Here is a 15,215-nt window from a genome sequence, read left to right as displayed (position 1 = left end):
GCTGAGCTCATGCCATGCTCACGGCATAGTTGAGGAACAGGTGCGCCTGCCTCGGCTTGTTTTAAAATTGCCAGGATCTGGCTGTCGCTAAATTTTGATGTTTTCATGCAGAATCTCCTGCGTTTATATTACGAGAAAATTCTACTTTTGACGTCAGTTATTTTCTGGGATGATTACCATGAGCTAAGGGAGTTAATTTCAAAGCTTTATGACAAAATCAACTCTGCATCCTGAGCAAATCCCACACCTCGCTTTCAAGACAATTATCATGAGTCTCCGGACGAAAGCCTCATAGATACTACCCAGGAAATCATCACAGTGTCGTATTTTTGCATTTGAAAAATGTCGTATTTTTGCCTATGATGTTGGTGTTATGCACAGGAGGTATCAGATGACGATACAGGACAAATTACAGAAGCGAATAAAGCGCTCAAAACGCTCTGTTTTCCTGCGTTCTGACTTTGCTGATATCGCGGATTACGATCAGGTCGGCCGTGGGCTGAGAAACTTGGTTCGTGAAGGTCTACTGATGAAAATTGGTTACGGTCTCTATGTTCGCGCCAGAGTAAACCGGATCACCGGCAAGCTTATGCCTGATAACCCTGCTGGTGCTGATGGTGTTCTTATCGAGGCAATGGACCGGCTAGGTGTTGAGTACCAATTTGATGAGCTTTCACGCATGAGCCTGTCTGGCGAAAGCACTCAAATACCAGCTAACATTAAAATCACACCAAAGAGCTCGCGCTTCACTCGCAAAATTTCGGTAGGGAAGCAGTGTGTCAACACAGTTCGATAGCTCACTCTTCGTTGACGTTGCCAATGCTTTAGGACTTGGCAACCCCGCTATCGTAGAAAAAGACTATTATGTCGTTCAGCTGCTTCAGCTTATTTCTGCACTTGAGCTTGAGTATCACCAAATCGTATTCTCTGGTGGAACCGCGCTTGCAAAGTCCGCCATCAAGACCTACCGCATGTCAGAAGATGTTGATCTGAAACTGGTCCCAAAGCAGACGTTATCTCAACTTTCCTCACGCAATGCAAAGAAAAACGCCCGCAAAGCAGTAAAACAGCGGGTTGAATCGATTATTGAACAAAGTATGATCTTCTCTACTGAGAGCGAACCAATTGTCAGGGATGAGTACAGGTATTTCAGCTTTGACATCCGCTACCCTCAAGAATATCTGCAAGCCCCTTGCTTGCGACCATTCATAAAACTCGAATTTATCGAGTCAGAGCTTTTAAGTGAGCCTCACGCCAGAAGTGTCCAATCAATTTATGCTGAAATTCTTAAGCTAGGAATTGAGGTAGACAAAATAACCTGCGCAGAAATAATCGATACGCAAGCTGAAAAGCTCTTGTCAATGATGCGAAGAACCGCCAGCGTTGCCCGTAATTGCGAGCGTGATGATGACGTCACCTTGATCAGGCACATCTATGACACCTACCATATTCAACTTGCCCAACCTTCTGAGCTTGAAAGGCTCAGCTCGTTGGTTGCTATGGCAATGCAGTCCGATGTGGAAAGGTATGGTAATCAGCATCCACAGATGGTTGAGTCACCCATTAACGAATTGCGTTTCGGGCTGCAGCTCTTATTGGATGACCCAAAGTTTATTCAGCGGTATAACAGCTATGTTAGCCCAATGGTCTACGCCGACGATCCAGTGCAGTGGGAAGAGGCCTTGGCGACTTTTAGAAAGCTAGCTGATGCTGTGCTAGATCACATTGAAAATAGAAGTTAGTAGCCATGAAGCCAATTATTTGTGGTGGGTAAAAGGGCGGGTAATGCTCAATAAACTTTCATCATGCAAATTTAAGCTATTGAATTAAATTGCCATTTAATTCTTATCGACGAACAGGTGCAGAATATTGAATAGCCGCTTGCTATTTCAATGATGTGCAGACACTTTCTATTCTACTCACACCATGAGGCGAATATCCGTATTATTCGCCTCATCCAACAAAACCAAGTCGCTCTTGGCCTGACTTTTGCGCTCAGGCCACCATCAAAGATAAGACCTTGCTGCCCGGTCACCCGCAACGCCCTTGCCTTCATGGTCTGACCAGTATAAGCTGGCCCGATACATTATTTGGAGTTGCAAGATGGCCATTTCCCTTCGTAAAGCCAACTGGGGCTTGAAATTATTTGCCTGGCGGTACATTCCGCTGATTGGTTTTTGCTCACCAAAAATTGTGCGAATGGACAGCAAAACGCTGGAAGTCACCATGCCGCACACCTGGCGCACCAAAAACCATTTGGGCAGCATTTATTTTGGTGCTTTGGCGATTGGCGCGGATTTGGCGGGGGCTTTTTTGGTCTTTAGTAAAGCCAAAGCCCGTGGCGTGAATGCCAATTTTGCCTTTAAAGATGTGCAGGGCAGCTTTTTAAAACGCCCTGAAGCCAAAGTGCATTTTACCAGCCACGATGGCGATGTGATTGACCAGATGATTGATGAATCCCTGGCCAGCGGTGAGCGCATCAACCGCCCGGTGTCGGTGGTGGTGACCTGCCCCAGCCTGCATGGGGATGAGCCAATGGCCACTTTTACCCTGACGCTATCGGTCAAAGCCAAACCCACGAAAAAGTAGCGGCGCTTAGGCTTGTATTTGTCGCGGTATTTGCAGCCAGCGCTTTGGCAACGTAAAATTGCGGTTTTATGGCCACAGGACAGACAGATGGCGCAGGTTTCCGGAAATTTATTCATTGTATCGGCCCCGAGCGGGGCTGGTAAATCCAGCCTGATCCAGGCGCTGCTGGCGCAGCATGCCGATATGCAGGTCAGCGTTTCGCACACGACGCGGGCACCACGCCCTGGTGAGCAAAACGGGGTCCATTATCATTTCGTCAAAGTAGATGATTTTAAAGCCCGTATTGCAGCCGGTGAGTTTCTGGAGTGGGCCGAGGTATTTGGCAATTACTACGGTACCTCACGCACCACGCTGGAACACACCCTGCAGCAGGGTATTGATGTGTTTCTGGATATCGACTGGCAGGGAGCTCGTCAGATCCGGCAGCAATTGCCTGACGCCATTGGCATCTTTATTTTGCCCCCCAGCCTGGATGTGCTGCAGCAGCGACTGCAAAGTCGTGGCCAGGACAGCGCCGACATTATTGCCGGCCGAATGAGCAAGGCACAGGATGAAATGAGCCATGCCGATGAATACGACTATCTGATTGTGAATGATGATTTTCAGCAAGCCTTGCTGGAGCTGCGCTCCATCGTGCTGTGTCAGCGCAACCGCCTTATCCGGCAACAACAGCGGCAACAGGATCTGCTGGATCAACTGTTGGCGAAGTCAGCGGATTAGCGTATACTAGCGGGTCTTGCACAACTTGTTGACTTGGAGTAGCGAATGGCTCGCGTAACCGTTGAAGATGCAGTGGATAAAATTGGCAACCGCTTTGACCTGATCCTGGTCGCAGCCCGCCGTGCCCGTCAAATCAGTGTTGAAGGTAAAGATCCACTGGTGGACTGGGAAAATGACAAAAGTACCGTCATCGCCCTGCGTGAAATTGAACAAGGTCTGATCACTGAGTCCATTCTGGACCAGCAAGAGCGTCAGGACCAAATGAAGCAGGAAGCGACCGAGATGGCCGCCGTTGCAGCTATTATTGGCGGCGACGAATAAAACCTTCTTTTCTTGATGACCAGCAGCGTTTTTGCTGCTGGTAACCTACTCAACACCGCCCGATTCTGATATAAATGCAGTAAGCAGCATCTTCGCTGGTTTGTCCTGATGCGGTATGGGGGGTTCAGGTGTATTTGTTTGAAGGTTTAAAGCAGCAAATTCAAGCGTACTTGCCCGCCGACCAGGTGGCGCAAATCCAGCAAGCCTACTTGCTGGCCAGAGAGGCGCATGCCCCACAAATGCGCTCCAGTGGCGAACCTTACATCACCCACCCGGTTGCCGTGACCAGTATCCTCGCCGATATGCGGATGGATCATGAAACTCTGATGGCCTCCCTGCTGCATGATGTGATTGAAGACACGCCCTACAGCAAAGAAGATCTAGCCGAACGCTTTGGTAATACCGTGGCCGAGCTGGTGCAGGGTGTCAGCAAGCTGGATAAGGTCAAATTCAAAGATTATCAGGAATTTGAAGTTACCAACCTGCAAAAAATGTTTATGGCCATGACGCAGGATATCCGGGTGATCCTGATCAAGCTGGCCGATCGCACCCACAATATGCGCACCATTGGTGCCCTGCGCCCGGAAAAGCGTCGTCGCATTGCCCGCGAAACACTGGAGCTCTATGCCCCCATTGCCAATCGCCTGGGCATTCACAACATCAAAAACGAATTGGAAGACTCCGGCTTCAAGGCCTTATACCCGATGCGCTACCGCGCGCTGCAATCGGCCGTGCAACAGGCGCGCGGCCATCGCCGTGAACTGTTGGAGAAGGTTAAAGGCGAAATCAGCAGCCGCATTGCCGATGCCGGCATTGAAGCTGAAGTATCCGGCCGAGAAAAGCACCTGTACAGCATCTACCAAAAAATGAAAAACAAAGAGCGGATGTTCAACGATGTGATGGACATTTATGCTTTTCGGGTCATTGTACAGAGCATCGACAACTGTTACCGCACCTTAGGCGTGGTGCACAATTTGTACAAACCGATTGAGATTCGTTTTAAAGACTACATCGCCATTCCGAAGCAAAATGGCTATCAATCACTGCATACCTCGTTAATTGGCCCGCACGGCATTCCGGTCGAAATCCAGATCCGCACCTCCGAGATGGATGAAATGGCCGACAAGGGTATTGCAGCCCACTGGATGTACAAAGCCGGCAGTGAGCACAGCGGCACCACCGCACAAATCCGTGCCCGCCGCTGGATGCAAAGCCTGCTGGAGCTACAGCAAAGTGCAGGCTCCACCCATGAGTTTGTCGAAAACGTCAAATCCGAGCTGTACCCGGATGAACTCTATGTCTTTACCCCCAAGGGCCGAATTATTGAGCTGCCGATTGATGCCACTGCCGTCGATTTCGCCTATGCGGTGCATACCGATGTTGGCAATCGCTGTGTCGGTGCCCGGATCGATCGCAAGCCTTACCCACTGAGCCGGCCGCTGGAAACCGGCCAGACGGTAGAAATCATCACCAGCCCAGGCGGTAAACCAAACGCCAACTGGCTAAACTATGTGGTGACCAGCCGGGCCATTTTGGGCATTCGCAACTATTTGAAGAAACAGCAGTTAAGTGAAGCAACCAGTTTGGGTTATCGCCTGCTGAACTCGGCACTGGGTGATGTCAAGCTGGCAGATATCGCGACCGATCGTGTGGAGCAAGTACTGCAAAGTGCCCGGCAAAAATCGATGGATGAACTGGCGGTAGAGATTGGCCTGGGCAACCAGTTACCCATTGCCATTGCCCGGCGTTTGCTTGGCGACTTCGATACACCAGATGATGCAGCTCCAACCCAGGAGCAAAGCCATAGCAAAGCTGTGATTGTCGGCTCCGAAGGCATGTTATTAACCTTTGCCAAATGCTGTCGCCCCATTCCGGGCGATCCCATTGTTGCCAATGCTTCGCCCGGTAAAGGCCTGAATGTGCATCGCAGCGATTGCCGGAATATCAAAGGCTGGGAAAAAGATCCGGCCAAGTACTTCCCGGTGCGCTGGGATCAAACTCAGGATAAGCACTTCCTGTGTGATATCCGGGTCTATATTATCAATCGCCAGGGCGTATTAGCGAAACTGACCGCTTTGATAGCGACCCAGGATTCCAATATTCAGGACTTAGCGACCGATGATCGGGATACCGGTGAATACATTATTAACATTACCCTGTCGGTTCGCGACCGGGTGCATCTGGCCAATGTGATGCGGAAAATCCGTGTCATGCCGGACGTGCAGAAAATTTACAGAAGGAAGTAAGATGTCCAAAGTCATTATCCGTACCGATGCAGCTCCTGCAGCCATTGGCACCTACAGCCAGGCCGTAAAAATAGGTACTACGGTCTATTTATCCGGCCAGATCCCACTGGTACCAACCAGCATGGAGATGGTCTCGGAAGACTTTAGCGAACAAACGCACCAGGTATTCAAAAACCTGCAAGCTGTCTGCGATGCTGCCGGCGGCTGCCTGAATGACATGGTGAAGGTGAATATTTTTCTGACCGACTTAAGCCAGTTCGCTACCGTGAACAGCATCATGAGTCAGTATTTCCACGAGCCCTACCCAGCCAGAGCTGCGGTCCAGGTCAGTGCCTTACCGCGCGGCGCCCAAATTGAAATTGATGGAGTGATGGAAGTTCCATCAACCTACTAACCCACCTCTTCCCTGAAACGACACCGTCATCGTTTCAGGGGCTAGCCAGCTACAACCACCTCAGTCACTGGTATTTTCCTGGCTGAACAGGGTACACTGGCTACATTCAGCAAGCATAAGAGATCGCTTCGTGGCAGCAACACAACTGGATAACCTGGCCATTACGCAATTAAAAGGCGTTGGCAGTAAAATGGCTGAGCGGCTGCAAAAGCTTGGTATCCATAGTGTACAGGACCTGTTGTTTCACTTGCCATTACGCTATGAAGACCGAACCCGAGTTTGCGCCATTGCCGATTTGCTACCAGGCATGCACACCACTATCCTCGGTACAGTACAAAGCAGCGAGATCCAGTTTGGCAAACGCCGCTCCTGGCTGGTTAAAGTGCGCGATCACAGCGGCAGTCTGACACTGCGTTTTTTTCATTTTAGTGCCGCACAAAAAGAGGCTATTTCTCCAGGGGTAGAACTACGCTGCTTCGGAGAAGCCCGGCGCGGCTTGCGTGGTCTCGAGATGATGCATCCTGAATACAAACTAGTTCAGGGTACAGATAACATCATGGTGGCGGAAAGCCTGACCCCCATTTACCCCAGCACAGAAGGATTAAAGCAAGCCAGCTGGCGCAATCTGACCGAGCTGGCGCTTGGTTACCTGCAACGCTTTAGTCCACAGGAGTATCTGCCAGCCAGTGGTCAGCAAGGCTGGACACTAACGGATGCGCTGTTTTACTTACACCGCCCACCGCCAGATGCCAGCCTGGAGCAATTAGAGCAGGGCCAACACCCTGCGCAGCAGCGGCTGATCTTAGAAGAGCTGACTACCCAGCAAATCAGTATGTTCCAGCTTCGGCAGCAATGCCAGGCACAACAAGGGATTGCCGTAGCAGAGCCTGATGGCAAGCTTATTCACCAATTTTTACAACAACTTCCCTTTGCACCAACGAGCGCGCAGCAACGAGTAGTGGCGGAGATCCATACCGATTTGGCCAATACAGTGCCAATGCTTCGGCTGGTACAGGGCGATGTGGGTTCAGGCAAAACTCTGGTGGCAGCACTGGCTGCCTTGCAGGTTATTGCTGCCGGGTATCAAGTAGCTTTGATGGCGCCGACAGAACTCCTGGCAGAGCAACATGCCGAAAACTTTCGTCAATGGTTCGATCCCTTAGGGCTCACCGTAGCCTGGCTGGGAGGCAAAAGTAAAGGCAAAGTCAGACAACAGCAGTTGCACTTGATCCAAAGCGGCGAGGCTGCCATGGTGATAGGTACCCATGCGCTGTTTCAACAGGATGTGCACTTTCATCAGTTGGCGCTGGTGATTATTGATGAGCAACATCGTTTTGGCGTCCACCAACGGCTGGCCTTGCGTGAAAAGGGCGGCATCGACAACCGCGCACCGCACCAGTTGATAATGACCGCCACCCCGATTCCCCGCACACTTGCCATGACGGCCTATGCCGATCTGGATACATCAATCATCGATGAGCTGCCACCGGGAAGGACACCAGTCACTACGGTTGCGATACCGGACACACGGCGACAACAGGTGATTGACCGTGTGCAAGCATCGGTCACAGAAGAACAGCGACAGGTGTATTGGGTCTGCACCCTGATTGAAGAGTCGGATGTACTGCAATGCCAAGCCGCAGAACAAAGCTGTGCCGCCTTGCAGGAGGCCTTACCGGATGTACGTGTTGGCTTGGTGCATGGCCGCTTAAAACCTGCGGAAAAGCAGCAGGTGATGCAAGCTTTTAGTCAGGGTGAGCTGGATGTACTGGTCGCCACCACAGTGATTGAGGTTGGCGTCAATGTCCCCAATGCCAGCCTGATGATTATTGAAAACCCCGAGCGGCTTGGCCTGGCGCAACTGCATCAATTGCGTGGTCGGGTCGGCCGTGGCAGTACCGCCTCCCACTGTGTACTGCTGTATCACGCCCCTCTGTCACAAACGGCTCAGGCCAGACTGGCCGTGCTGCGAGACAGCAATGATGGCTTTGTGATTGCGCAGCGTGATTTAGAGATCCGCGGCCCGGGTGAGTTGCTGGGTACCCGCCAGACCGGACTGGCACAGCTTAAAATCGCCGATTTAGAGCGGGATGAGTACCTGTTGCCGGTAGCCCGTGAGCTGGCGACTGAGCTGTGGCAGCACCATCAACCAGCCTGCCAGCAATTACTAAGGCGCTGGCTGCCCAATCGCGAACAATTTGCCAATGCTTAAACCAAGCGTTTGGGGTGGGCTTTTCGGTTGGCATGTAAGGCGTCCAGGCTGTAGATCAGCAAGGCAGTCCAGATCACAGCAAAGGTGATCAAGCGCTCCTGGGCCAAAGGCTCCTGATACAGCCAAACGCCAAACACAAACATCAGACTGGGCCCGATGTACTGAAAAAAGCCCATGGTCGATAGCTGCAAGCGCCGGGCGCCGGCTATAAAACACAGTAACGGCACGGTCGTCACCAAGGCGGCGGCCATCAGCAACAGATTCAGCGTCCAGTTGTTATGCAGCAGGTTAACGGCATAACTATCTGCTACAAACCACCAATACCAAACGGCCAGTGGCAGCAGCAGTAAGGACTCGAGCAACAAACCAATGATGGCATTTACCGCCAGCTTTTTACGCAGCAAGCCATAGACGGCAAACGAGCCTGCCAGGGCAACCGCAATCCAGGGAAAAGCGCCGTAACTGAGTACCTGATAGAGCACAGCACAAGCGGCCAGCCCCAGGGCAAACCACTGCATACGCCGCAAACGCTCTCCCAGAAACACCATGCCCAATAACACATTCAGCAATGGGTTGATGTAATAGCCAAGGCTGGCATCCAGCATATGATTCTGATTCACCGCCCAGATAAACAACCACCAATTAAAGCCAAGTAACAAAGAGGTTAGCAACAGCAAGCTCATCAGTTTGGGTTGCCTCACCACAGCCAGCACTTGCGACCACTGCCTTATTGCTACCACCACAAGCAACAGCAGCAGACAGGACCAAACAATGCGGTGCACCAGTATTTCCAGCGATGGGATTTCAGCAATTTGCTTAAAGTAGAGCGGAGCTATGCCCCAAAGAGTGTAAGCACAGATGGCGGCAAGACCACCCAGCTTTTGTTCACGCGTCAGTGACATGACTATGCCTGTAGGAAATCAGGCCTGTATTCTAACCAAAAGCACTACGTAGTACGACAGCATTTAACCAACTAAGTAGGTACCAGTCCCCAATGCTATGTGTACACCACTGTCGTTATGCAACTCCATCCGGCACACAGCCACTTTGTTACCACTTCGAATAACGCGAGCCGTGGCAGTAAAATGCGCGCCCCGGCCGGGGCGCAGGTAATCGGTACGAATGTCAATGGTACTCATTTTTCCTAAGCGGCTCATCAACTCATCCTGCTGAATGCTCTGCATCCTGCTGAGCGCACTGGATACTGCCATAATGCCGCCAACCACATCCAGTACGGTGGCGATAACACCGCCGTGCATAATCATTTGCACTGGATTGCCAATCAATTGCTCAGACCAGCTAAAACAGACCTCCGCCTGCTCCAGATCGAAGCGGGTTACCTGCAAGCCTAACAATTGGTTAAACGGCATTTGCTCAAAGGTTGTAGCAATAAGCGGCAATAAATCAGCATGTTTCATGAGGCACACCATTCTGGTTGGACCTGTCAAGACTAACTGGCTTTGCCGTACTAAGCAAGGGGGCTGGGGCAGACAGCAGCGTCCGTTTTGATTACAATGCCACTTTAACCAGCGAGCTGCGATCACCTGTGCACGATACTCTACTCCAGCATCTGAAAACTTACTTTGGCTACAGCAGCTTCCGCCCCGGACAGTTGGAGGTAATGGATGCAGCACTGGCTGGCAGGGATAGCTTTGTCCTGATGCCAACTGGCGGTGGCAAATCGTTATGTTACCAGTTGCCGGCCTTGATGCTATCGCACGTTACTGTCGTAGTATCCCCTCTGATGTCACTGATGAAAGATCAGGTGGATGCACTCAAAGCCAACGGCATTGCCGCCGAGTTTATAAATAGTAGCCTGAGCCGCGAAGAAGTACTGGCTATTTACAACAAACTGCGGCAACAACAACTGAAGCTGCTCTACGTTGCACCGGAACGCTTGCTACAGCCTCAATTTTTAGAACGTTTGAGTGAGCTTGGCGTCAGTTTGTTTGCCATTGATGAAGCTCATTGCATCTCACAGTGGGGTCATGATTTCCGGCCGGATTACATGGCACTGGCACTGATCAAAGAGCGCTTTCCTGCGGTGCCTGTAATGGCACTAACAGCGACAGCCGATGCAGCCACCCGACAGGATATTGTGCAACAACTTGGCTTGCAGCAACACCAGGAATACGTTGGCAGCTTTGACCGTCCCAACATTCGCTATACCATCCAGGAAAAGTTCCGGCCGCTGGAGCAACTGGTCAGCTATTTGAAACAGCAGGATGGTCAAAGCGGCATAGTATACTGCAACTCCAGACGCAAAGTGGATGAACTGGCAAGCCAGTTGCTTGAGAGAGGCTTCAGTGCAGCCGCTTATCATGCAGGCATGGATTCTGACAGCCGCAGTCGGGTGCAAGATGCCTTCCAACGCGATGATATTCAGGTCATAGTTGCCACCGTAGCCTTTGGCATGGGCATCAATAAGTCCAATATCCGTTTCGTTGTGCACTATGAGCTATCCCGTACGATTGAGGCTTACTATCAGGAAACTGGCAGAGCCGGGCGAGATGGCGTAGCAGCAGAAGCATTAACGCTGTTTGATCCGGCTGATGTTGCCCGTATCTATCATTGGATTGATCAGGAAGAGAACGAACAGCGATCACGGGTTGCCCGTCAGCGTTTCTCTGCTATGGCCTCCTTTGCCGAAGCTCAGACCTGTCGTAGGTTGGTACTGCTGAACTACTTTGGCGAAGCAAGACAAACCCCCTGTGGCAACTGTGATATTTGCCTGTCTCCACCCAAACAATTTGATGGTACCGAGCTGGCACAAAAAGCGTTGTCATGCGTGTACCGGGTTGGCCAGCGTTTCGGTATGGGCCATGTCATCGAGGTATTACGCGGTAGCAATAGCCAAAAAGTACAGCAATACGGCCACCATCAATTATCCACCTGGGGTTTAGGTCAGGATTACAGCCATGATTTCTGGCTTAGTATCTTACGTCAGCTAGTACATTTTGGCTTTTTACAGCAAGACATCACGCAACATGCGGCCTTAAAGTTACAGCCTGCGGCACGACCGGTATTGAAGGGAGAGCAACCTTTGCAGTTGGCTGTCCCTCGGCTGCATGCCAGTAGCAGTAAAGATAAACGCAAACCACAAAACTACGATAAAGTACTGTTCGCTCGCTTGAAACGACTGCGCAAGCAATTGGCAGAGCAAGAAGATATCGCCCCCTATATGGTGTTCAGTGATGCAACACTCATTGATATGTGCCAACGCCTTCCCGAACATGAACAGACTATGCTACAAGTCAGTGGCGTTGGCCTTACCAAGCTAAGTCGCTATGGAACAACATTTTTATTGGAGATAAGCGACTATCTGACAAGTTCGCTCAGTCATGATACATTGGCAAAGTAATAAAAACGTGATATGGCTATGCAACCATAGACCTGTCAGCCTATACCATAAAACTCCGCGGTGACTACCAGGTAAGCAGTGAGGGATGCTGTGATTGCACGAATTGTACTTTTCCTGCTTTGCGTCGGGATATCTTTTACCAGCCAGGCGCATTATGCCCGAAGTATTCAGGTAGATCCGCAGCTTGAGAGCCTGTCTCTGCGCCCGACACTTTATTATCAGATCACAGACGATACGCTGGAGATTGAGGAGTTCTTGCTAAATCCGGCCCGCCATCACGCATTCCAACTGGTAGAGGAAAAAGAAAAGCTACAAATTGACACTGGGCAAGCAGTTTGGCTGTTCGTTCGGCTCCAATACCATGGAGAAATCCCCTTGGACACTATCATCCATTATGACTTTCCGCTCGCGGATCAAGTGACCAAGGTGCTACTGGATAGACAATCAAATCGCTTCCAGCACCATTACCATACTGGCAGCGACTACCCTTATGATGAACGCCTATTGCCCTACCCCAGCTTTGCGTTTCCACTTCATCTAAATCCAGGCCAGGAAATCGATGTATTTCTTAAGATCCAGGATGCAGGCCTGGTCCCTTTACGGTTAGAGTTATGGCAACAAGACAGTTTCAGAGCCGCTCAGAATCAACTAAATCTTGTTGCCGGTATTATCTATGGATTATTGATTGCTGTTGTGTTGTACAACCTCTACTTGCTGATCCGGCGCCGACATATTTCTTATTTGTATCAAGCTGGCTGCTATTTTAGTTTTGGTTTGATCATCGCCACCTTGAATGGGCAAGCGTTCGCTTATATATGGCCCAACCAACCTGAAATTAATTCAGCCATTCTATATATTCTCGCAGGCTCAACATTGTTGTGCCTTAATCAATTTACGTACCAGGCTTTGTCCTCATTCAAACGACAACCCTGGTATATACTTTTTTTGCTGAATCAAGCGCTGAGTCTGATCCTGTTATTTACCCCGCTCTACGCAAGCGGTCAACTGCGTGTGCATCTGCTGCTTACTTGTGCTTTAACCGTACTAATCAGCAACTGTTTTGTATCCTTCGCTCATTTTCTGCAAGGCCACGGCAAAGCACGTTTCTTTGCATTACTTTGGCTTTTCTTGCTGATAAGCGGTGGTCTTATCATGCTTTCAGAGTTTGGGTTACTGCAACTGCCGATGATGTGGTATGAAGTCGCTTTAGCCGCTCTGATTCTTAGCATCGCATGCATCAGCTACCATTACGGGCATCAGAACAATCATGATGCGCTGCTGCCAAGCTCCCGAACACAACAAATCAAACAATTGTGTGGAGAAGCACTATTTGCACAATCGCAAGGAGCCGTTGTAATAGCATCAGAAACTGGACGACTGTTACTAGCAAATGATAGCTTTTATAATCTCATCGGCGCCACCACCGAATCAACAGCCAAGCTGGATCTTCAGCTTGATGAGCTTTTGCCAGAATGGCCTCTACCTAAAACACAGGGAGTGGAATCAACAGCCGCTCTGACTCTAGAGTTGCAGAATACATACGGAGATTCCTTTTTCATCACGGCAACAACGGATATGTTTTTCGGGCCGGCTCTGGAGAAAATGTTTTGCATTAAAATCCAGCCTCTGAGTGACGAAGACTTTGCAAAGACAAAAATAAGCCAATTGAATGAGCTTGATAATCTTACAACTTTACTTAATCAGACTGCATTTCATAATAAGCTGGACAGCTGGCTGCATTCTGCCGAGCCTGGCTGCCTTTTACAAATTGATTTAATCGACTTTAAGCGGATAAACGAACAATGTGATCAGGCCGCCGGAGATGCATTGCTTCGCCAGATAGCTACAAAATTGCGTCACGAATTGCCCGAAGCCACCCTTGCACGGTTATCTGCAGACAAATTTGGGGTTCTGTTGCCAGGTAAGAGCTCACAGGAAATATTTGTGCTGTCTTATCGTTTACTTGATGTGTTAAGAGGATATCGATTTATTTGGCAGCAACATATTTTCCGGATGAATGCATCTATCGGAGTTGTCAGTAAAGAACACCTTAGTGATAACGCAGAGCAGGCTTTAATTATACTTGAGCAGAGTTGTCAGCAGGCTAAGAATAAAGGTTCCAATCGGATCCACCTTTTCCATCCAGCGGACCAGATAGACTCCGTGAGCGAATTTGCACAGCAAGAATGGGAGCATAAGCTCCGCTCAGCACTAACCAACAATCAGCTGATTCTAAACATTCAGTTTATTCATCAGCCAGAGCAGCCGGTACAATCTCGTTACGAGGTACTGTTACGCCTAAGAGCAGAGGCCGGTCACCTTATTCCAGCGGCTAACTTTATCTACGCAGCTCGCAGAGCGAACCTTACTCAACGCCTTGATCGCTGGGTTATCGAACGCTATTTCGCCTGGTTGTACCAACATCCAGCACATCTTGAACAAAGCAGCCTGTGTCATATCAACATCTCTGCTGCTTCAATCATGGACCCAGACTTCAAATTTTTTATCACAGAACAACTAAGGCTCTACAAGATCCCAACAACAAAGATCTGCTTCGAATTTGATGAATACATTGCGGTAGAGTATTTAAATGACACCATTGCCTTTATCAAGCATGTACATGAGCTAGGTTGTCTTGTCTGCCTTGATAACTTTGGCAGTGGCCTTTCTGTTTTCAGCTACCTGAAACAGCTGCCCATTGACATGTTAAAAATTGACAGAAGCGTCACCAAAAATATTACCACAGATCCACTTAATCAGGCAGTGCTCCGCTGTATTATTGAGTTGGCAGGCAGTATGAAAATTCAACCGATAGCTACTCACATTGAGACAGAAGAAGCTTATCAACTGATCAGATCATACGGGCTAAGCCTCTGCCAGGGTTTCCACCTTAGCAAACCATGCTTGCTGACTGAAGCTTATCTACAGCAGTAGATGCAACATTGCAAAGCTCAGGGCGCTCAGCCGGCACCATGCCAAACAGTTAGCTTAGCGAAACCCCAGCTCCCGCTTCAACGTAAAAAGGCCCACCGGTCAGAAGACTGCATTTGTTACAAGCTACAGGCAGAGACGCTCCTTCAGGCTATCGCAGATAGATGGGTGATGCACCGAACCGGCATGGCGACCAAACTGCAGGAGCAGTTTGGGGCTGCCGTAGGCAGGCCCGAAGGGCGAAACACAGGGAAGTGTTTCGCAATGCCACCTCGGTGGCTGGCGTGGGTGAGCTGTGCGCCGTCAGGCGCTTCAACGCAAAAAGGCCTACCGGTGAGGGTAGGCCTTTTGCTTGAATAAGGTGCCTGGCGGTGTACTACTCTCGCATGGCGAATGCCACACTACCATCGTCGCAGCTGCGTTTCACTTCTGAGTTCGGAA

Annotated in this window: 13 protein-coding genes; 10 read left to right on the top strand and 3 right to left on the bottom strand. The window is 50.0% G+C overall.

Annotation, left to right across the window (positions count from 1 at the left end; genetic code table 11):
* On the bottom strand, nt 1-107 hold a 107-nt coding region (locus ABC502_RS18555; protein WP_345916922.1), incomplete at its 3' end, for a transposase.
* A 284-nt stretch (nt 108-391) separates the two neighbouring features.
* On the opposite strand from ABC502_RS18555, the gene ABC502_RS18550 reads away from it, so the two are divergent.
* The 8 genes from ABC502_RS18550 to recG all read left to right on the top strand — a co-directional run bounded on the left by ABC502_RS18550 (nt 392) and on the right by recG (nt 8,482).
* A complete protein-coding gene (locus ABC502_RS18550; protein ID WP_345916920.1) occupies nt 392-796 on the top strand; it encodes a DUF6088 family protein in 405 nt (134 codons plus the stop codon).
* A complete protein-coding gene (locus ABC502_RS18545; protein ID WP_345916919.1) occupies nt 777-1,742 on the top strand; it encodes a nucleotidyl transferase AbiEii/AbiGii toxin family protein in 966 nt (321 codons plus the stop codon). The genes ABC502_RS18550 and ABC502_RS18545 overlap by 20 nt, the downstream gene beginning before the upstream one ends.
* Nucleotides 1,743-2,103: 361 nt before the next feature.
* A complete protein-coding gene (locus ABC502_RS18540; protein WP_345916918.1) occupies nt 2,104-2,589 on the top strand; it encodes a DUF4442 domain-containing protein in 486 nt (161 codons plus the stop codon).
* An 87-nt stretch (nt 2,590-2,676) separates the two neighbouring features.
* On the top strand, nt 2,677-3,309 hold the full coding sequence (gmk, locus tag ABC502_RS18535; protein ID WP_330087209.1) for a guanylate kinase: 633 nt from the start codon (nt 2,677-2,679) through the stop codon (nt 3,307-3,309).
* Between the two features lie 45 nt (nt 3,310-3,354).
* Nucleotides 3,355-3,630, top strand: a complete 276-nt coding sequence (rpoZ, locus tag ABC502_RS18530; RefSeq protein ID WP_330087208.1) for a DNA-directed RNA polymerase subunit omega — start codon at nt 3,355-3,357, stop codon at nt 3,628-3,630.
* A 128-nt stretch (nt 3,631-3,758) separates the two neighbouring features.
* Nucleotides 3,759-5,876, top strand: coding sequence for a bifunctional GTP diphosphokinase/guanosine-3',5'-bis pyrophosphate 3'-pyrophosphohydrolase (spoT, locus tag ABC502_RS18525; RefSeq protein WP_345916917.1), 2,118 nt, complete (start codon nt 3,759-3,761; stop codon nt 5,874-5,876).
* 1 nt (nt 5,877) lies between these two features.
* Entirely contained in the window at nt 5,878-6,270 is a 393-nt protein-coding gene (locus tag ABC502_RS18520) for a RidA family protein (RefSeq protein ID WP_330087206.1), read from the top strand.
* 130 nt (nt 6,271-6,400) lie between these two features.
* On the top strand, nt 6,401-8,482 hold the full coding sequence (gene recG / locus ABC502_RS18515; protein WP_345916916.1) for an ATP-dependent DNA helicase RecG: 2,082 nt from the start codon (nt 6,401-6,403) through the stop codon (nt 8,480-8,482).
* On the opposite strand, the gene rarD is transcribed toward recG, so the two are convergent.
* Together rarD and ABC502_RS18505 are read right to left on the bottom strand one after the other, a co-directional pair.
* The gene (gene rarD / locus ABC502_RS18510) at nt 8,479-9,384 is read right to left on the bottom strand and encodes an EamA family transporter RarD (RefSeq protein WP_345916915.1); all 906 of its coding nucleotides are present in this window, start codon (nt 9,382-9,384) and stop codon (nt 8,479-8,481) included. The genes recG and rarD overlap by 4 nt on opposite strands.
* Before the next feature lie 63 nt (nt 9,385-9,447).
* A complete protein-coding gene (locus ABC502_RS18505) occupies nt 9,448-9,900 on the bottom strand; it encodes a thioesterase family protein (RefSeq protein ID WP_330087203.1) in 453 nt (150 codons plus the stop codon).
* 128 nt (nt 9,901-10,028) lie between these two features.
* On the opposite strand from ABC502_RS18505, the gene recQ reads away from it, so the two are divergent.
* Together recQ and ABC502_RS18495 are read left to right on the top strand one after the other, a co-directional pair.
* The gene (gene recQ / locus ABC502_RS18500) at nt 10,029-11,843 is read left to right on the top strand and encodes a DNA helicase RecQ (protein ID WP_345916921.1); all 1,815 of its coding nucleotides are present in this window, start codon (nt 10,029-10,031) and stop codon (nt 11,841-11,843) included.
* Nucleotides 11,844-11,933: 90 nt separating this feature from the next.
* The gene (locus ABC502_RS18495; protein WP_330087202.1) at nt 11,934-14,777 is read left to right on the top strand and encodes an EAL domain-containing protein; all 2,844 of its coding nucleotides are present in this window, start codon (nt 11,934-11,936) and stop codon (nt 14,775-14,777) included.
* Nucleotides 14,778-15,215: the final 438 nt, after the last annotated feature.

Origin of the sequence: Alkalimonas sp. NCh-2, from assembly GCF_039631345.1 — a bacterium.
In the GTDB taxonomy this organism is placed as follows: Bacteria; Pseudomonadota; Gammaproteobacteria; order Enterobacterales; family Alteromonadaceae; genus Alkalimonas; species Alkalimonas mucilaginosa.
This window is presented reverse-complemented; position numbering and strand designations above follow the sequence as displayed.